General features: G+C 71.9%; 14 protein-coding genes. 10 read left to right on the top strand and 4 right to left on the bottom strand.

The features are described from left to right. Positions 1–11: 11 nt before the first annotated feature. From ACFRMN_RS10380 to ACFRMN_RS10410, 7 genes are all read left to right on the top strand, one after another. Positions 12–2,000 carry a RiPP maturation radical SAM C-methyltransferase gene (locus tag ACFRMN_RS10380; RefSeq protein WP_383016280.1) on the top strand — a complete coding sequence of 663 codons (1,989 nt, stop codon included), beginning with the start codon at positions 12–14 and terminating at the stop codon, positions 1,998–2,000. A 57-nt stretch (positions 2,001–2,057) separates the two neighbouring features. Beyond that, positions 2,058–2,798: a DUF5825 family protein gene (locus ACFRMN_RS10385; protein ID WP_383016283.1), complete on the top strand. Its 741-nt coding sequence runs from the start codon at positions 2,058–2,060 to the stop codon at positions 2,796–2,798. A gap of 129 nt (positions 2,799–2,927) precedes the next feature. Continuing rightward, positions 2,928–4,619, top strand: a complete 1,692-nt coding sequence (locus tag ACFRMN_RS10390) for a hypothetical protein (RefSeq protein WP_383016285.1) — start codon at positions 2,928–2,930, stop codon at positions 4,617–4,619. A 542-nt stretch (positions 4,620–5,161) separates the two neighbouring features. Further along, complete coding sequence (locus ACFRMN_RS10395) at positions 5,162–5,539, top strand: helix-turn-helix domain-containing protein (protein WP_383016288.1); 378 nt, start codon at positions 5,162–5,164, stop codon at positions 5,537–5,539. A 59-nt stretch (positions 5,540–5,598) separates the two neighbouring features. Further along, entirely contained in the window at positions 5,599–6,105 is a 507-nt protein-coding gene (locus ACFRMN_RS10400; protein WP_383016290.1) for a hypothetical protein, read from the top strand. Continuing rightward, entirely contained in the window at positions 6,098–7,378 is a 1,281-nt protein-coding gene (locus ACFRMN_RS10405) for an MAB_1171c family putative transporter (protein WP_383016293.1), read from the top strand. Before ACFRMN_RS10400 ends, ACFRMN_RS10405 begins: the two co-directional genes overlap by 8 nt. Beyond that, entirely contained in the window at positions 7,375–8,118 is a 744-nt protein-coding gene (locus tag ACFRMN_RS10410; protein WP_383016296.1) for an oxygenase MpaB family protein, read from the top strand. The genes ACFRMN_RS10405 and ACFRMN_RS10410 overlap by 4 nt, the downstream gene beginning before the upstream one ends. 62 nt (positions 8,119–8,180) lie before the next feature. On the opposite strand, the gene ACFRMN_RS10415 is transcribed toward ACFRMN_RS10410, so the two are convergent. The 3 genes from ACFRMN_RS10415 to ACFRMN_RS10425 form a co-directional block, all read right to left on the bottom strand. Then, entirely contained in the window at positions 8,181–9,449 is a 1,269-nt protein-coding gene (locus ACFRMN_RS10415; RefSeq protein ID WP_383016298.1) for a serine hydrolase domain-containing protein, read from the bottom strand. Between the two features lie 265 nt (positions 9,450–9,714). Beyond that, positions 9,715–10,359: a response regulator gene (locus ACFRMN_RS10420; protein ID WP_383016301.1), complete on the bottom strand. Its 645-nt coding sequence runs from the start codon at positions 10,357–10,359 to the stop codon at positions 9,715–9,717. 5 nt (positions 10,360–10,364) lie between these two features. Beyond that, positions 10,365–11,531 carry a sensor domain-containing protein gene (locus ACFRMN_RS10425; protein WP_383016304.1) on the bottom strand — a complete coding sequence of 389 codons (1,167 nt, stop codon included), beginning with the start codon at positions 11,529–11,531 and terminating at the stop codon, positions 10,365–10,367. A gap of 171 nt (positions 11,532–11,702) precedes the next feature. Here ACFRMN_RS10425 and ACFRMN_RS10430 point away from each other — a divergent pair, with 171 nt between their 5' ends. Both ACFRMN_RS10430 and ACFRMN_RS10435 read left to right on the top strand, forming a co-directional pair. Next, positions 11,703–12,533 carry an ABC transporter ATP-binding protein gene (locus ACFRMN_RS10430; RefSeq protein WP_383016307.1) on the top strand — a complete coding sequence of 277 codons (831 nt, stop codon included), beginning with the start codon at positions 11,703–11,705 and terminating at the stop codon, positions 12,531–12,533. After that, on the top strand, positions 12,530–15,322 hold the full coding sequence (locus tag ACFRMN_RS10435) for an FtsX-like permease family protein (protein WP_383016310.1): 2,793 nt from the start codon (positions 12,530–12,532) through the stop codon (positions 15,320–15,322). The genes ACFRMN_RS10430 and ACFRMN_RS10435 overlap by 4 nt, the downstream gene beginning before the upstream one ends. A 63-nt stretch (positions 15,323–15,385) precedes the next feature. On the opposite strand, the gene ACFRMN_RS10440 is transcribed toward ACFRMN_RS10435, so the two are convergent. After that, entirely contained in the window at positions 15,386–16,195 is an 810-nt protein-coding gene (locus ACFRMN_RS10440) for a hypothetical protein (protein ID WP_383016313.1), read from the bottom strand. A 537-nt stretch (positions 16,196–16,732) separates the two neighbouring features. Between ACFRMN_RS10440 and ACFRMN_RS10445 the strand changes: the two genes are divergently transcribed. Beyond that, positions 16,733–19,060, top strand: a complete 2,328-nt coding sequence (locus ACFRMN_RS10445; protein WP_383016316.1) for an esterase-like activity of phytase family protein — start codon at positions 16,733–16,735, stop codon at positions 19,058–19,060. Positions 19,061–19,208: the final 148 nt, after the last annotated feature.

A 19,208-nucleotide genomic window follows, 5' to 3' on the forward strand; every position in this document is an offset into this window, starting at 1 on the left:
GAGGAGCTGACATGCGCGTAGTGCTGGTCAACATGCCCTGGTCGCCGATCGACCTTCCGTCGCTGGCCCTGGGAATCCTCAAGCGGAGTGTGGACGAGCACGTGCCGGACGGCAGTGCCCAAGTCCTGCACGCCAATCTCGAATTCACCGACTGGATCACCCGGCGCATGGAATTCACCGCCGAGGACTACGAGTACTACGCGCTGGCCTCCTACTTCATGGGCTGCGGCGACTGGGTCTTCTCCTCCGCGCTGTACGACGACCCCGCCTGGCGGGATGACGAGTTCGCCGCCGCGATGAAGGGGAAGCTCGGCGCGTCCCGGATGCGGATGACCCGTGAACTGCACCAACTGGTACCGGAGTTCGTGACGGAGATCGCCCAGCGGATCGTCGACGAGGCACCCGATGTCGTCGGCTTCACCTCCACCTTCCAGCAGAACACCGCCGCGCTCGCGGCCGCCCGCCAGGTCAAGCTGCTCGCGCCGCACATCGTGACCGTCATCGGCGGCGCCAACTGCGACGGCGAGCAGGGCGCCACGGTCCACCGCAACTTCCCGTTCGTGGACTACGTGATACGAGGTGAGGGCGAGGCCGCGTTTCCGGGGTTACTGGCGGCGCTCGGCGAGGAACACCCGGACCTCTCCACCGTCTCCGGGCTGTGCCACCGCGACCCGGACGGCGTGAGCACCGCCAACCCGATGGCCACCAGCCCGCTGCCGCCCGCCGCCATCCTGCCGCCCGACTACAGCGGCTACTTCGAACGCCTCGGCGCCTCCGTGGCCCGTAACTGGGTAGAGCCCAAACTCGTGGTCGAGGGCGCCAGAGGCTGCTGGTGGGGCGAGAAGCACCACTGCACGTTCTGCGGACTCAACGGTTCCTTCATGCAGTTCCGCAGCAAGAGCCCGGACACCTTCTACGACGAGATCATGGATCTCGCCCGCCGCCACCGCGTGCTGGACATGTACGTGGTCGACAACATCCTCGACATGGGCTATCTCTCCACCGTCCTGCCCCGGATCATCGAGAGCGGCTACGACCTGCGGCTGCATATCGAGATCAAGGCCAATATGCGCCGCACCCAGCTCCGTACGCTCTCCGACGCGGGCCTGATCTACGTACAGCCGGGCATCGAGAGCCTGAACAGCCGCGTGCTGGATCTGATGGACAAGGGCGTCAGCGGCTGCCAGAACGTACGCATGCTCCGCGACGGCGCGGAGACCGGCCTGTCGGTGTCCTGGAACTATCTGCACGGCTTCCCCGGGGAGAGCGCGGAGGACTACGACCCGGTCATCGCGCAGATACCGGCGCTGGAACACCTCAATCCGCCGGTCGACCTCTCCGCCCGTATCGCCATCGAGCGGTTCAGCCCCTACTTCAACCGGCCCGAACTGGGCTTCGACGGGCTGCGTCCGGAGGCGCACTACCGCTTCACCTACGACCTGCCGGAAGACGAACTCCACGGCCTCGCCTATGTCTTCGAGGCGCCGGAGCGCGGCATCGGCAAACCCACGGTCACCGCGCTCAACGCCGCGCTCGCCGCCTGGCGCAAGCACCACGCCGACGCGCGCCTCACCCAGGCCGATCTGGGCGACCGTATCGTCCTGGTCAGCAAGCGCCGGGCGTTCGAGTGGCGGGCGATGGAGCTGACCGACCCGTACGAGATCGCCGCGTTCCGGCTGCTTGACCAGCCGCACACGCCGTCGGCCCTCGCCCGCAAGGCGGCGGGCCGGGTGCCGGGCGGGGCGCTTCGGGAGGACGAGGTACGGGAACTGCTCGATCGCTGGGTGGGGCTCGGGCTGGTCTTCACCGACAACGGGCAGTACGTGCATATCGCGCCTTCGGCGGTGAACGAGGACCTGCTGCGGCTGGACTTCATGCGGCACAGGCACGCGGCTCGGGCGGAGGGGGCACCGGCCGATACGGAGGCGCCCGTACCGGCCTCCGTACCGGCCTCAGCTCCGGCTCCCGTACCGGCCGAACCGCACATGACCGTTGTCTGATCCGTCCATTCGTCAGCCCCTTGTCCGAGCGTTCAGGCGCACCAGGAGGCCAGTCCGATGAGCTCCAGCTCCGCCCCCACCCTCACCCCGTCCGCCACCGTCTGGCGTGACTACGACCCCGTCGCCTGCGCGCTGCCGGGGATGTTCCTCGGCGACATCGCGCTGACCGGCCCCGTCCCCGAGGAGTGCGACCGGTTGTGGGAGCTGGGCGCGCGCCGCGTCCGGCTGTCCGGCGCCGTGGATCTCACGGACACCGGGACTCCGGAGGGAGCGGCCCGTGCCGTACGTACCCTCAGTCTCGTCAGGGATCTGACGGCCCGCGCGGTACTGGTCGAGTGGGACCTGCGCCTGGCCCCGGACCTGCGCCTGGCCCCGGACGGGGATGCGGCCCCTGGCTCGGACTCGGACTCGGGCCCGGCGGCCGTCGAGGACAACTGCCGGCTCCTGAGCCACCTTCAGCCGCCGCAGCGGATCGAGGGGGTGCCCTCGGCGACCGCGGACGAGGCCCTGCGGACCTGGCGCAACGGCCACTACCTCGGCAAGTGCCTCTGGCGGCAGGGGCCGGGCTTCGTCCAGATCCGCGACCGCCGCTGGGGGGATCTCCGCCGGTTCACCGTGGACGAGCCGCACTACCAGGAGGCGATCGAGAACCTGGCGTACGGCGCCCCCGCGGCCTCCGTGCCGGCGGACGCGCTCGCCGATTTCCGCGAGGAGCGTCTCGTCCTCGCGGTCGGCCCGGTGGTGTGGTGGCTGCCGTACCGCGTCAACCGCTGGATACAGGAGGCGATGACGATCTGAGGTCCGGGGCGTCCCCGCGTTCCACCTCGATGAACGGAACGTTCAACTCCGCACAACCATTCGCGGTGCCTGTCTGTCGCACAGGACATCTGGAAGCCAACGTCCGGTAAACGGAAAGGTATCCGCGAGATGTCACTACCCAGCCGACGCCGATGGTCCACCGCTCCGACCGCCGTCGCGGTCGTTCTCCTCGGCGCCGTGCTCATCGGTACACCCGCCCAGGCGGACCCGTCGCGTTCGTCGCCTCCCCCCGGGACGAGCGGCCCGGGGCCCGTCGCCAAGGCGGACCGCCCCGTCCTGAAGTTCCACGTCGCCCGGAACGAGGTCGGTCTGCCGCAGCCCGCCGAGAGCGATCCGCCGCAGATCAGTTGGGGCCTCCCGGGCGACCCCGGCGGCGGCACCGCCAAGGACGTGGTCGTCAAGATCGACGTGTCCGGCATCTCCGCCTTCACCGAGATCCTCGGCTCCGGCTGCCCGGGTGATGTGTGCGCGCGGCCTGTCGGGGACATCGCTCCGGACGGTTTCGAGGGCGGGCTCATCGAGCTGAGAGCCAAGCCGGGCGCCGCGCTCGGTACGACGGGCACCGCCCGGGTCTACGCCACGTCCTCCAACGCGACCGTCATCGACACCACCGTGAAGGTCACCGTCGGCGCGGTGAATCTGGCCCTGAACACGATCCCCCGGGTGGAGGGCGCCGAGCCCGGCAGCGCGATCGACGCCCCGATCACCGTCGCCAACACCGGGTCGCTGACGGCTCAGGGCGTGGAACTGCGGCTCGCCAAGACCTACGGTCTCGGCTTCGCGCAGCGGTTCTCGAACTGTACGTACGGCACGACAGAAGACCTCCCGGCCCGCGAGGGGAAACCGCTGGACGAGGAGGTGTGCCGTATCAGCACGCCGGTCGAACCGGGCAAGCGGTACCGGCTGTCCACGCCCTTGGGTATCGACGTCAGGAAGACGGCGCTCTTCGAGTTGGTGGACTACACGGTGACGCCCCTCGCCGCCACCGTGCCGACGACCGCGAAGAGCGAGGGAGGGCCCGTGCTCGCGCTCGTTCCGGACGGCATCGCTACGCCCGATCCGGCCGGGGCGGATCGCGTGCAGTGGATAATCGACGCGGCCAACACCGCCGATCTCGACGTCACCGGCGACACCGTCACCGCCGATCCCGGCGACACCGTCACCCTGGCGGCGAAGATCCGCAACGACGGCCCCGCATCCTTCGACCTGCGCACCTCCGACGCCCAGATCGGGCTGCTGGTCAACATCCCCAAGGGCACGAAGGCGGTGAAGGTACCGGAGCGCTGTCGCCCCTGGTCGGGTTACGGGATGGGTGAACCGGCGCTCGGCGCCCCGGTCTACCTCTGCGCGATCGGCTCGCCCTTCCCCGCGGGCAAGGCCGCGACGCTGCCGTTCGCGTTGAAGGTCGGCGCGGACGCGTCGGGCACGACCAGCGGCGTCGTGCGTCATATGTCGGTATGGGGCGCGGAGTTGACGTTCGACGCCAACAAGGCGAACGACAAGGCGTCCTTCACGGTGCGTGTGACGGACGCCGGAGGCACCGGCGGTTCGGCGGGCGGTTCGGGCGGTAACCAGCCCGAGCCCCAGACCACGACCACCGCGAGCGCACAGCCGAACGCCACCGCGGGGACAACAGGAACCGCGGGCACCTCGGGCACCTCGGCCGGTGGCACCGGCGCGCTGGCCCAGACCGGTAACGGCGTTACGTCGGCGATCGCCTGGGCGAGCGCGGTCGCACTCGCCGCGGGATGCGCGCTGCTGGTCATCACCCGCGGCCGCAGGACCCGTACAGCGGCCTGACGCGCACGATCCGACCCCTCCCCAAGTCCCTCATGCCCCAAGTCCCTCATGCCCCCAAGGCCCTCATGGCCGCCCTCGCCCGGCAGAACCGTGGCGAGCGCGCCATGAGGGCCGCGGGGACAGGCCCTGGACGCACCGGGCACTGTTGCCCACCCCCGTGGGGCAGCGGCGCCCGGCGCCCGCAGAGTCAGGTCCCGTTGCGGGAACTCCCATGACGTGCACGCGCCAGCGCGGTCGATCCTGCTACCTGCGCCGAGCAGAAGTCAACTATTGTTGATTGAGCGGCGGATGGGCGACGGTGATTCCGTGCGCGGTGCGCCTTTTGGCCCGCTTATTCGCAACGATCGTGTAAATCGGTACGGCGGCGTGATCCCCGCCGATGGCCGAAGAGTTCTATGATCCGGCACATGGCCTCCGATTCTCCACGCTCAGAAGCGTCGGCTCTTCGATCTGGCGACACTGGCGACACTGGCGACAGCGGGGACAGTGGGGACAGCGGAGAGCCGTCGGGACCCCTGGACTTCGCGGCTCGCTTCCGGCGTGTGATCTCGGTGATCTACCCGAAGGATCTGGGGCGTCCCTGGCGGGACTCGGAGATCGCCGAGGGGACCGGCCTGAGCGGCACTTATATCGGGAACCTCCGCAAGGGCACGCAGAAGCCCAGCCTGGAGAACGCGGTGAAGATCGCCAAGTTCTTCGGCATCCCGCTGGATTACTTCAGCGACTCCGCCACCGCCCAGGCCGTCGAGCGGGACCTGCGGAAGATCGAGGCGCTGCGGGATGCCCGGGTGGAACGGATCGCGATGCGGGCGGCCGGCCTGCCCCCGGAAATGCAGGACGCCGCCCTCACTGTTGTGGAACAACTACGGAAGGCGGTCGGGCTGCCCGACGGCCGCCCCGACGGCCGCCCCGACGCGTGACCGACTACCAGCAGACGCCGTTGGGGCACTGGCGGCTGGCTGATGCTGATGGGGAGAGTGTGCGAGATCTCGGACGTACCCGCCGCCGGATGCGGGCCATGGTCAGAGAGCTGGATCTGCCGCAGCTCAGCACGGTCGAGGAGTTGTGCGCCGCGGTCGCCGACCGGTCCGGTCGTCCCGTACGGCTCGTTCCGCGGCGGATGCGGGTGGACGAGCCGTCGGGGTTCGTCGAACGCCGCGCGGAGTCCGACGTGATCTATTTCGAGCAGGAGACCTCGGACCTGCACCAGGCCCACATCATCTGCCACGAACTCGCGCATCTCCTCTGCGGACATCTGGCCGAGGCCCCGGCGGCCGACGAGGACACGGCCCACGTGGAACTGCCCACGATCGACGCCGACATGATCCGGCTGGTCCTCGGCCGGTCGCACTACGATGGTGCCGCGGAAAAGGAAGCGGAGATCCTGGGGGCCGAGTTGACGCGCATTCTCGTGCTGGCGCCCGGGGCCGGGACGACATCCCAGCTGGCGCCCGCGCTGGAGCATCGCAAGGGACAGCATGTTTGAGGGCGGCGCGTCCGGCGTATCCGGCGCGTCCGGCATGTCCGAGGCGCCGTTCAACGTGGTCTACCTCGGCATCGGCACGGTCGCCTGGGTGGTGGCCGTACTGAAGTTCCGTGCGTGGCGGCGGGATCCGTCCCCCGGTCTGCTCGTCGTCGCCGTGTCCATCGCGGCCCCGGCGACCGCGTTCGTGGTGGCGGCCCCGGTGCTCTACCGGCTGATCGACCGTCTCGCGGGCCGGGGCAACCTGGCGACTCTGCTCGTCTATCTCGGCATTACGGGCTTCTCCGCCGCCGCCGTGGTGCTGGCGCGGATGTGGACCCCGCCGAAGGAACGCACCAACTCGCGGGTGTGGGACGCGGCGACCGGCGACACCCGGCGCCCGGTGCGGCGGCGGCTCGCGGTGTTCGCGGTGCTGGTCCCGGTGATGATCGTCCTGTTCTTCACGGGGGGAGCGGTCAGCCCGGAGACGCCCCTCACGTTCGACACCACCTTCGCGACATCACCGCGGATCGCTGTGTTCCTCGTCATCTACCAGGCGCTGTTCGGCTTCGCGCTGATCGACATCAGCCGGGTGTGCTCCGGGCACGCCTCCGGGCTGCCGTACGGGTGGCTGCGCCGCGGCATCCGGCTGCTCGCCATCGGCGGGCTCGTGGCCTGCGGCTATGTCGTGTGCAAGCTCATCGCGATCGGTGCGGCCTTCGCGGAGGTCGACGGCGTGGAGTGGCTGAGCACCGCCGCGGGGCCCGCGTTCGCCGCGCTCGGAGCCGTACTCATCACCGCGGGGTTCGCCGGACCGGCCGTCGCCGCCTGGACGCTTCGGCGCCACGACTACCAGGCCCTGCGCCCGCTGTGGGATCTGGTGTACCGCGCGGACCGCCGGCTGGCCCTGGAAGCGCCCCCGTCGGCCTGGACCGAGCGGCTGGCGTTCCGGGACCTGGAGTGGCGCACCGCGAGGCGTGGACTGGAGATACGCGACGGGCAGTTGACGCTACGGCCGTGGGTCGATCCGGCGGTGGTCACCGCGGCCAACGACATCGCCGAACGGGCCGGACTGGACGACGGTGACCGGGCGGCCCTGATCGTCGCCGCCGCGCTGCGCTCCGCCGGTGAGGCGCTGAACGCGGGGACCCCGCCGCGCCCGCGCGACGACCAGGCTCCGCTGCCCGGCCTGGACGCGGAACCGGCCGATGAGCGCGCACACCTGGTACGGGTCGCCCGCCAGCTGTACGCCCCCCTGACCGGCGAGGCGCTGGCCGTCGCCACCGCGGCCGAATGACCGCGGGAACGCGCGGCGCGTACCGCGCCTACGCGCGACTCGTCCTGGAGACGATGCCGGAGGAGTCCCGGATCGGACTCACCCTCGGCTTCGTCCGTACCTTCGGCATCCCGGACATCGCCCAGGTGCTGGCCGCCACCGGCCGGATGACGAACGAGCCGCGCGGCCGTGCCAAGGCGACCGGGGTGGCCATGTTCACCCTGATCGGACTGGGCCTGGACAGCGCGGAGGGCCGGCGGGTCGTCGACGGTCTGCGCCGGGTGCACGACCGGCCCGGCATCACGCCCGAGCTGATGCACTACGTACTGGCCTGCTTCACCGTATGCCCGCTGCGGTTCATCGACGCCCACGGCCACCGGGCCGTCACCGAAGCGGAACGGGACGCCGCGTACGCCTTTCACCTGGCCCTCTCGGACGCCCTCGGCCTGCCGGAACCCCCGGGCCCCTGCGGCGATCCGGCGGGCGACCTGGTCGCCGTGGAGAGCTGGATGCGCGACTACGAGACCCGCCACTTCGCCCCCACGGAGGCGGGCCGCGCGCTCTGGGCCGCCACCAGCAAGGGCCTGCTGGCGGCCCGGCTCCCGGCCCCCCTGGCCCCGCTCGCCCCGGCGGTCGCCGCGTCGCTCCTGGACCAGCCGCTCCGCGCGGCCCTGACGGTACGCCGCCCACCCGCCCCGATCCGCGTCCTCGTCACCTGCGCGCTCCGAGCCCGCGCCCGCTCGCGACGGCGCGCCGCGTGACGCGTGACGCATGACGCGACAACCAGGGGGCCGGCTCCGGCCCCGGCCGACCTGAGGGGGGCTCAGCGGCACAGCGCCGCGTCCACCGCCGCGTCCACCTCCATCGCCCCGGCCGGGTCCGTGGGCAGGACAGTGACCGCGACGTTGACGGACCGGCCGGACTCCGTGACGCCGCCGCGGGTCTCGTAGCCGGGGATGTCGCCGCCGTGGCCCCAGGAGACGCCGCCGCAGGACAGCGGCCGGCTCATCAGGCCGAGTCCGTAGCGAGTGCCGGGGACCGGGTCGCCTTCGGCCGGGACCGTGGTGCGCATTTCCTTGAGCTGGGCCGGCTTGAGCAGGCGGCCGTCGAGCAGGGCGGTGAACAAGCGGTTGACATCGCTGTTGGTGGAGATCATGGCCCCGGCCGCCCAGCCCCAGGAGGGGTCCTGCACCGTGACGTCGCGCAGCGGGGCGCCGGGCTTATCGGCGAAGTAGCCCTTGGGGTGCTTCTCGCGGATCGTCATGTCACCGGCCCCCGGGAAGTACGTGTGCCGGAGTCCGATCCGTCCGACGACCCGCTTGTTGATCTCCTCGGCGAGAGGACGGCCGGTGATCTTCTGGACGAGGAGCCCCGCGACGATGTAATTGGTGTTGCTGTACTCCCACTTGGCGCCCGGGGGGAATGACGCCTTGCCCTTGAGGGCGAGGTCGAGCAGTTCGCGCGGTTCGGCGTAGCGGTGCTGGAACTCCGCGAAGTTCTCGGCGACGGCCTGGGTGTACTCGGGCAGCCCGCTGGTGTGCTGGAGCAGCTGCCGTACGGTGATCCGACGGCCGTCGACCCCCTCGCCGCGGATGAGGTCCGGCAGGTACGTCTCGATCGGGGCGTCGAGGTCGATCTTTCCCTCGCCGACGAGTTGCAGCACCACGACAGCGGTGAAGGTCTTGGTGTTACTGCCGATACGCACCTGCCCGTCGGCCGGGACCGGGGCGCCGGTCGCCAGGTCGCCGACGCCGGCGGCGTACGTACGCGTACGGCCGTCCCGCTCCCGCGTACTGACGAGCGCGGCGGGGCGCTTGCCGTCGGCCACGAGCCCGTCGGCTATCTTCTGCATGCCCTTTTGCGCCTTGTCCCGCGTGTCACTCCGCGTGTCACTCCGCGCGCCCGTCTTGCCGGCCCCGGTGCTCTCGTCGGCGTGGGCGGCGCTGTACGCGGCGGGCAGCCCCAGCCCGGCCACCAGCGTGAGGGCGATCAGCGTGGCCGCCTTCCGCCGAGGGCCGCCACCGCGCCGAGGGCCACTCCGGCGGCTGGAAGCACCAGAAGCGGAAGCCGGGGCGAGGGTGTTGTCGGACATGTGGGGACTCCTTCAGGGCTGACCGCGCGGGCCGGATGCGTGTGCACCGGCATGACCTCAGCATGTCCGTGTCAGGCATGCCGCGGGAATGTGGCCTGCTCCCCGAACGGGGGTGGCGCAAGCTCCACCCCCCTGGGGGTGCGGTCCCCAGGCCGCGGCCCTCCCCGGCGCGGCGATGACGTTGGCAGAGGCCGATTACGCCGTCGGAGGCCGATGCCGTCGTCGCGATGCCGTCGTCGGAGGCCGATGACGCCTTCAGGGGCGATCACGCCTTCAGATACGCGAGCACCGCCAGCACCCGCCGGTGTCCGCCGTCCGCCGTCGGCAGCCCCAGCTTGCTGAAGATATTGCCGATGTGCTTGTGCACCGCGCCGTCGGAGACGACCAGCAGCCCCGCGATCGTCGCGTTCGAGTGCCCCTCGGCCATCAGCGCGAGCACCTCGCGCTCGCGCGGGGTCAGGCTGTGCAGCGGATCGTCCGTGCGGCGGCGTACCAGCAACTGCGCGACGACCTCCGGGTCCATCGCCGTGCCGCCCCCGGCCACCCGTTCCAGCGCTTCGAGGAAGTCGGCGACCTTCCCCACCCGCTCCTTGAGCAGATAGCCCACCCCGCCGGCGCCGTCGGCGAGCAGTTCGGTGGCGTAGCTGTCCTCGACGTACGCGGACAGTACGAGCACCGCGAGGCCCGGCTGCCGGCGGCGCGCCTCGACGGCGGCGCGCAGCCCCTCGTCGCGGAAGGTCGGCGGCATCCGTACGTCCACGACCGCGACGTCCGGGCGGTCGGCGGCGACGGCTGCCAGCAGATCGGTGGGGTTGTCGACGGCGGAGGTGACCTCCATGCCCTCGGCACGCAGCAGGTGGGTCAGCCCCGCCCGCAGCAGGGCGTCGTCCTCGGCGATCACGATGCGCACGGGCGTCAGACTCCTAGGGGTATGGCGGCCCGCAGGACCGTGGGTCCGCCGCGCGGGCTGTGGAGCAGGGTCGTGCCGTCGAAGGCGGCGACCCGGCGTTCGATGCCGAGCAGCCCGGTGCCGCGCGTCTCGTCGGCGCCGCCCTGCCCGTCGTCGGTGACCTCGACGGTGAGCAGTCCGTCGTCGGCGTGCAGGACCACGGTGATCCGCCGTGCCCCGCTGTGCTTGACGGCGTTGGTAAGCGCCTCGGCCACCACGAAGTAGGCCGCGGCCTCGACCGCGGCGGGCGCGCGGGGCAGGTCCCGCACCTCGTACGTGGCGGGGATCGCGCAGTGCGACACCAACGCGCTCACCGCGCCGGGCAGGCCGCGGTCGATCAGCACCGGCGGGTAGATGCCGCGCACCACCTCACGCAGCTCGCTGAGCGCGTCGGTGGCCGCGTTCTGGGCGGTGAGCACCATCGGCAGGGCCGAGCCCGGGTCGCGGCGCAGCGCGCGCTCCACCATGCCGAGGTGCATCACGACCGCGACGAGACGGTTCTGTGTGCCGTCGTGGAGATTGCGTTCGATCCGGCGCAGCTCCGTGCCGTGCGCTTCGAGCGCGGCGGCCCGGGTGGCCGTGACCTCGGCCAGGCGCTCGGCGAGCGAGATCTTGCGCGGCGCGAGCCGTACGGCGCTGATCCGCGCGTACCACCGGGCCAGTGGCGGTACGAGGAACGCCACCGCGCCGTACGCGACGGCGGTGGCCAGTGCGACGGCCGCGTCCCGCCAGGACTCCACCGGGTGGTCCAGCGTGGTCGTGACCCCGGGCAGGTACGGCCAGAGCGCGGCGGTCGCCACGTTCTGGACGACGCCCGCCGGCGCCGCGATCGCCACCATCCCGGCCGGCATGCCCAGCATGGCCTGAAGGGTCAGCCAGCTCACGTCGCGGCGCGTCTCGGGGCTCGTCAGTACGGCGCCGATGTCGTCGCCGTCGAGCGGCTGGGGCGAGGCGATCGGTGTGCGCAGGAACTCGCCGGTATGGCGGCGTTCGAAGGCCGCCAGGCGGCGCGCGGCCCGCGCGGCGCGGGGCAGCAGCGGCAGCGTGACGACCGGCGCCACGCTCAGGATCAGCCCGGACAGCACGAACCACGAGATGACGCCGGTAACGGCGCTGACCGCGAGGAACCTCAATTCCCGCAGTATCGGCCGTGATTGCCCCGCGGCGGGGTGGGTCACTTCTGGCTGCCCCCCGGGTGCGTGGTGGAGTTGGCTCCACCCTCGATCCTGGCATGTACGGGATCGTTCACGCCAACGGCTCCGCCCTACCGTCACGATATCGATTTCCTGGTGAAGGGGCGGATCATGACGGCAGGGCCGGTACGGATATCGGGGCGGGCGGCGACGGGCGGTGAGGCGTCCGGCGCCGGCACGTCCGGCGGCGTCGGGACGTCCGGCGTCGGGACGTCCGGCTTCGCCGTGCGACTGGAGGCCGCCACGGCGGTCTACGGGGAGGGCGCCGCCGCCGTCACCGCCCTGCACGGGGTGACCGCCGGGATCGCACGAGGCGCGTTCACCGCCGTGATGGGTCCGTCCGGATCGGGCAAGAGCACGTTCCTGCACCTGGCGGCGGGCCTCGACCGGCCCGCGTCGGGCCGGGTGCTGCTCGGGGACACCGACCTGAGCGGGCTGAAGGAGACGGCCCTGACCGAACTGCGCCGCGAGCGGATCGGTTTCGTCTTCCAGGCCTACAACCTGATCCCGGCGCTCGATGTCAGCGACAACATCACCCTGCCGCTTCGCTTCGCGGGCAGGTCGGTCGATCCGGCCTGGCTGACGGAGATCGCGGGCGCGGTCGGGCTCGGCGAACTGCTCGACCGGCGGCCGAGCGAGCTCTCCGGTGGCCAGCAGCAGCGGGTGGCGATCGCCCGCGCGCTGGTGACCCGGCCCGATGTCGTCTTCGCCGACGAACCCACGGGCGCGCTCGACACCGGAACGGGCGCACAGGTGCTGCGGCTGCTGCGGGGGCTGGTCGACTCGCTCGGGCAGACGGTCGTGATGGTCACCCACGATCCGGTCGCGGCGTCCTACGCGCACACCGTGATGTTCCTCGCCGACGGCAGGATCGTCGGTGAACTCGACGCGCCGACGGCGGAGTCGGTGGCGGCGCGGATGACTCACCTGGGGGAGCGGTGAGGGGGAGAGGCACGGCGAGGGGCGCCGGGGCAGACCGGTCCGGCAGTGGGGTCCGGTACGTCGCCCGGAAGTCGATCCGGGCCCGCCGCGCCCAGTTCGTCGCCTCGTTCCTCGCGGTGCTCGGCGGCGCCGTACTCGTCACGGCCTGCGGGGTGCTGATGGAATCCGGGCTGTTCGCGGGGATCGCGCCGCAGCGGTACGCGGCGGCTCCGGTCGTCGTCGGCGCCGGGCAGTCGGTCGTCGTACCGCAGTCCGATGGACCTGACACGGTCGAGTCGCTGCCCGAGCGGGCGCTGCTGCCCGCGGAGCTGGTCGGGACGGTGGACTCGATTCCCGGTGTACGGGAGGCGGTTGGCGAGATCAGCTTCCCGGCGACGCTGGTGACGGGCGACGGCCGGACGCTCGCGGGCCCGGCCGGCGGCGAGATGCTGGGCCACGGCTGGGGTACGGCGAAGCTGACGCCGTTCGCGCTGCGCGAGGGCGTGGAACCGCGGCGTCCCGACGAGATCGTGCTGGACGCGGCGACCGCCGCGCGGGCCGGGGCCGGGGCCGGGGCCGGGGCCGGTGGCGGTGGCGGTGGCGGTGGCGAGGCCGGTGGGAGTGGCGGTGGCGGTGTCGGTGTCGGGGATGAGGTACGGATCGCGACGGCGGACGGCGTCACGCCGTACCGGGTCGTCGGCCTGGCGACACCGCCGGGGGGCGATGGACTGCCCCGCCAGTCGGCCCTGTTCTTCACCGACGCGCGGGCGCGCGAGCTGTCCGGTCACCCCGCGTCGGTCGCTGCCATCGCCGTCTTCGCCGACCCCGGCGTACCGACCGGCGGCGACAGCGGTCTGCTCGGACTGGTGCGCTCGCTCTCGCGGGACCAGGACACGCTCGTCGAACGCGTGGAGCGGGCCCTCGACGCGAAGGGATACGGCGAGAGCGGGAACGGCGGCCGGGGGTACGGCCGGAGCGCCGTGGTGCGGGTCGGCGTCGAACGCGGCGAGGCCGAGTTCCTCAGCGCCGCGCAGTCGCGCTCCGTCCTGACGCTGGTGTCGGGGTCGTTCGGCGGCTTCGTCCTGATGATCGTCGTCCTCGTCGTGGCAGGAACGCTGTCGCTGACGGTCCACCAGCGGCGCCGGGAGATCGCCCTGCTGCGCGCGGTGGCGGCCACCCCGCGCCAGGTGCACCGGATGCTCGCGACCGAAGTGCTGCTGGTGTCGGGGGTGGCGACGCTCGCCGGTGTGGGGCCCGGCTATCTCGCCGCGCAGGCGCTGCGCGACGGCTTCGCCCGTATCGGGGTGATCGCGGACGGCTTCGCCCTGTCGATCGGCCCGGCGCCCGCGATCGGCGCCGTGGTGCTGTGCCTGGGCGCGGCGCGGATCGCCGTATGGGTGGCGGCCCGGCGTCAGGTACGGGTGCGGCCGGTGGAGGCGCTGCGGGAGTCCGCGGTGGAACGGCCGGACATCGGGCGCGGGCGGATCATCTGTGGGTACGTGATGCTGGGCCTGGCCTTCATCGCCGTCGCGGCCGTCGTGGTCGTACCGCAGAGCCTGGCCGCGGTGTCCGCCTCGCTCTCCTCCATGCTGGCCCTGATCGGTATCGCGCTGCTCGGCCCACGGCTGATGGCCGTGCTCTCCCGCTTCGCCGGCGCGAGCCTGCTGCGGCGGTCCCGGGTGGCGGGCTATCTCGCCGCGGCCAACAGCGTGGCCGGTTCCCGGCGGCTGGCGGCGGCCGTGATCCCGCTCGCGCTGACGATCGGCTTCGCGACCAGCCAGTTCTACAGCCAGACCACCCTGTCCACGGCGACGCAATTCCAGGCACGCGCGGCGACGGCCGCGGACTTCGTGATGACCGGTGCCGGCGGCGGCGTCGCCCCGGACGTGGCGGCAGCCGCGCGCCGGGTGCCGGGCGTCACCGCCACGACCCCGCTGGTCGCCACCGAAGTGGTAGCGGTCGACCGCGGGGCGAGCGAGGAACCGCTGTCACGGTCCATCGCCTACGGCATCGACGCCGGGGGGCTTTCGGGAACGCTCGACCTGCCCGTCGCATCCGGCAGCCTGCGCGAACTGCGCGGCGACACCGTCGCGTTGAGCGAGACGGAGGCGATCTGGCTCGGCAAGAAGGTCGGCGACCGGGTCGATCTCGTACTGGGCGACGGAACCCCCACGAAGCCCCGAGTGGTCGCCCTGTACCGGCCGAATCTCGGCTTCGGCGACGTACTCCTCCCGGCCGACGTCGTACTGCCTCATACGACGGACCGGCTCGCCGACGTCGTACTCGTCGCGACCGCCCCCGACGCGGACGGCGGCGCCGTCGCCACGGGCCTGAGCGCGCTGGCGAAGGGACACCCGGGCCTCGCCGTCGGCGATCGCGAGTCACTGCTCGTGGCCCAGGACACCGCGAGGGAGGCCAACGCCTGGCTGAACCGGCTCCTGCTCGCCGTGATACTGGCCTACGTCGCCCTGTCGGTCGCCACCACGCTCGTCACGATCACCACGGGCCGCGCCCGTGAACTCGCCCTCCTGCGCCTGGTGGGCGGCACCCGCCGGCAGGTGGCCCGCATGCTGGCCGTCGAGACGGCGCTCGTGGCCGGTATCGCCGTGGTGATCGGCACGGTGATGGCCGCCGTACCGCTGACCGTCATGGCCCTGCGCCTCATCGACACACCACTGCCGTCCGGCCCGCTCCGGGTCTTCGCGGCCATAGTCGCCGCGACGGTCCTGACGGGCGTGCTGTCGATCCGTATCCCGGCGACGAGGGTGCTGCGCGCCCGGCCGCTGGAGGCGATGCGGTCGCGGGACTGACTTCCGCTCTCCGGCCGGTCAGCTCACCCGGCCGGTCAGCTCACGCGGCCGGTCAGCCGATGCTCAGCCGATGCACAGGACAAGCAGGCAGAGCCGGTCCGGTGGCGTCGTGGCCGGCGGGGGGCTCGGGGGCGGCGTGTCCGCCGCGGAGTCGTCGGCGGGCGGAGGCGTGGACGGCGCGGGGGGAGGAGGCGTGGCGGTCTGTGCGGCCGGGGGATCGGTGGCGGGCGCTCGGTCGGCCGTCACGGGGGTGGTGGTGCGCGGCGGCTGCGTGCTCGTCGTCACTGTGGGACGAGGGGCGGTGGCGGTCTCCCGTGTGGTCTTCGTAGCGGTCATGGACACCACGGTGGTGGCCTTCCGCGGTGGGCTGGTGATCGTTGACGAGTCGGCGCCCTTGCCGGAATCCCGCGGATCGTGGGTGCGCGGCCGTACGGAAGACGAGTCGGTCTCGGTGCCGTCCGTCCCGATCGTGGCCGTGGCTTTCGGTTCCGGTGTCGCGGAAGCCTGCGCGTCGTGTCCGGTCGAGGGCCGGGACGGCAGTACGGCGAGGGTCAGACCGCCGCCGACGAGCGCGACGGTCGACGCGACCACGGCCCGGCGTCGCTGCTTCTTCCAGCGCGCCAGTTGGCGGCGCCGGGCGGCGCGGCCCTGCGTCGCGGGGGCGGCGTGCTCGGAGCCGTAGGACGTCCCGGAGTCCGACGCGTCCGCCCTCGCGTCCTCGAAAGCGCCGGAAGCGCCGGGGGTGCCGGAAGCGCCGGAAGCGCCGGAAACACCTGAGGTGTCGGGAGCGGTCGGCTCGGCATCGGGGTGAGGAGCGCCGTAGTAGTCCGCCGAAGCCGACAACTCCCGCGCCCGCCACGCCTGCGCCGCCATCACGGTCGTTGGTTCCGCGCCGCCCCGCTGATGCCCGGGAGGCGCGATGTCCGGTGCGTACGCGCCACACCCGGGGCACACCAGGGCCCCGTTGAGGGTCCGACGGCACGAGGAGCAGTAGTCCATCCGCGATCTTTCTGTGCTGACTGCGTCGCCAGGAAATCCGGCGACCTGTTCAAGTTCGCACTCATGATCGAGCGGGCAACAACGTAACGGCACCTGCGGGAGGCTCTGCGTAGTCCGTGTGTTGCTCTCGCGAAGATTGTTCGCCGACAGTCGGCCGGTACGCGGCCGCGGGCCCCGGATCCCCCGGACGGACAGGGACCAATGCCGCGATCCGGCAGCAGGGACGTGGATTTCTTCCATGTCCCGGAGCGAGCAACTTCACAGGGGCGTCGGCGCCGCCGGACGTAACAGAAGAACTCCGTCACACTCGGCCGCGGCGCCGATCCTCGTTGGCTGTTCACCCGGACGCCGTTCCACGCTCGCCCGCAGGTGGGACGATCCCGCCCATCACTCTCGTGCAACGGAGAAACGATGCCCCCAAAGAGAACCTACGCCGCGCTCGTAGCCGTAGCGGTCGCCGCCGGCATGCTGGTCGGCACGGGCGCGGCGAGCGCACACCAGGAGTCGCACCGGGAATCGCACCAGGAGTCACGGCGGCCGGTCGCCTTCGACCGCACCGCGACGTACCCGGTCTTCCAGAACCGGCCGGCCGGCGAGGACCCGGCCTCTCCCACCGTCGCCGAGATCTCGGCGACCAGTGAGGACGGCCGGACCCTGGTCTACACCGACGCGCCGGCCCGGCGGATCGGCTTCCTCGACATCAGCGATCCCGACCGGCCGCGAGGGCTCGGAACGCTGTCGCTGACCGAACTCGGCAACGCCGAGGACGAGCCCACCTCGGTGGCCGTGGTCGGCCAGTACGTCCTGGTGGTGGTCAACACCAGTGCCGGCTACACCGACCCGTCCGGCCGGCTCGACGTCATCTCGCTGCGCGACCGCCGTCGGGTGGCGAGCCACGACCTCGGCGGCCAGCCCGACTCCATCGCGATCAGCAAGGACAAGCGGTACGCCGCCATCGCGATCGAGAACGAGCGCGACGAGGAGGCGACCCCGCCCGGAGGCGAGGAGGGCGACCTGCCCCAGCTTCCGGCCGGCTTCGTGCGGATCGTCGACCTCAAGGGTGACTCGCCGAAGCAGTGGCGTACCCGGGCCGTGCCGCTGACCCAGTCGAACGGCAAGGCGCTGCCCGCCCTGGTCGCCGCCGGGATCACCGAGCCGACCGACCCGGAGCCGGAGTACGTCTCCATCAACGGCCGCAACCAGCTCGTGGTGACCCTCCAGGAGAACAACGGCGTCGTCACACTGGATCTGCCGACGGGCCGGATCACCAAGGCCTTCAGCGCCGGTACGGCGTCGGTCACAGGCATCGACACCGTCAAGGACGGCAGGATCGACCTGACCGGCTCGATCACCGACGTGCCGCGCGAGCCCGACTCGGTCGGCTGGATCGACGACCGCTACGTGGCGACCGCCAACGAGGGCGACTGGCGCGGCGGCACCCGTGGCTGGTCCATCTTCGACACCCGGACCGGCAAGGTCGTCTGGGACGCGGGCAACAGCTTCGAGTCGATCGCCGTGCGCTACGGGCTGCACAACGAGGACCGGGCCGAGAAGAAGGGCACCGAGCCGGAGGGGCTGGCGATCGCCGAGTTCGACGGTGTGCGCTACGCCTTCGTCGGCTCGGAGCGGAGCAACTTCGTCGCCGTCTACGACCTGAGCCGGCCGACCGCCCCGGTCTTCCGCCAGGTGCTGGCCACCACCAACGGCCCCGAGGGGCTGCTGCCGATCCCGTCACGCGACCTGCTCGCCGTCTCCAGCGAGGAGGACGACGCCTCGGTCAACGTGCGGGCCTCGGTGAGTGTCTTCCGTCTGGGCAAGGGCGCCCCCGCGTTCCCGAGCATCGTCTCGGCCCCGGACTCCACCGGCGCGCCGATCGGCTGGGGCGTGCTCGGCGCGCTCTCCGCCGTACCCGGCACGTCGCACCAGCTCTACAGCGTCACCGACGCGGGGTTCGCCGACACCAAGATCCTGACCATTGACGCGGCGCGGCAGCCGGCCGTCATCACGCGGTCGTTGACCGTCAAGGGGGCCGACGGCCGGCCGATCGGTTACGACGCGGAGGGCATCCACGCCCGGCCGCAGGGCGGCTTCTGGCTCGCTGTGGAGGGCGCGACCGGCGCGGGCAACAAGCTTGTCCGGCTCGACAGCGCCGGCAAGACCCAGCAGGTCGTTCCGCTGCCGGCGGACATCGCCGCGGGCCTCGCGGGGCAGGGCTTCGAGGGGGTCACCGCGACCACCGACCGCACGGGCCGCGAGATCGTCTGGGCCACGCTGCAACGTGAGGTCAAGACCGACCCGGCCGGGACCGTCCGGCTCGGCCGGTACGACGTCGAGGCCGGGACCTGGAGCTGGTACGGCTACAGGATCGGCAGCACCACCACCCCGGGTGACTGGATCGGCCTCTCCGAGATCACCGTGGTCGGCGACAGGCTCGCCGTCATCGAGCGGGACAAGCTGAACGGCCCGTCCGCCAAGATCAAGCGGGTGTACACGGTCGATCTGCCGAAGTCCGCGGCGCCGTCGGGCCAGTTGCCCGTGCTGCCGAAGAAGCTCGCCCACGACGTGCTGCCCGACCTGCGCGCGACGAACGGCTGGACTCAGGAGAAGCTTGAAGGGCTGACCGTGGCCGGCGACGGCGAGGTCTACGCCGTGACCGACAACGACGGCCTGGACAACGCCACCGGGGAGACGGTCTTCCTGCACCTCGGCTCCAGCAAGAAGATCTTCGGGCGTCGCTGATCCACCGCGGCGCTCATCGGCACCGCCTCGTACAACAGAATCCCGAACGGGCGCCGGCGATCCCCCGGCGGCCGGTCGCGCTGTCCCCCTGTCCCGGCCCCCGGTCCCAGCCGCACGGCCCCGGCCCGCGGCCACACCGCGGGCCGGG

Source organism: Streptomyces sp. NPDC056835 (assembly GCF_042789485.1).
Taxonomy (GTDB): Bacteria; Actinomycetota; Actinomycetes; order Streptomycetales; family Streptomycetaceae; genus Streptomyces.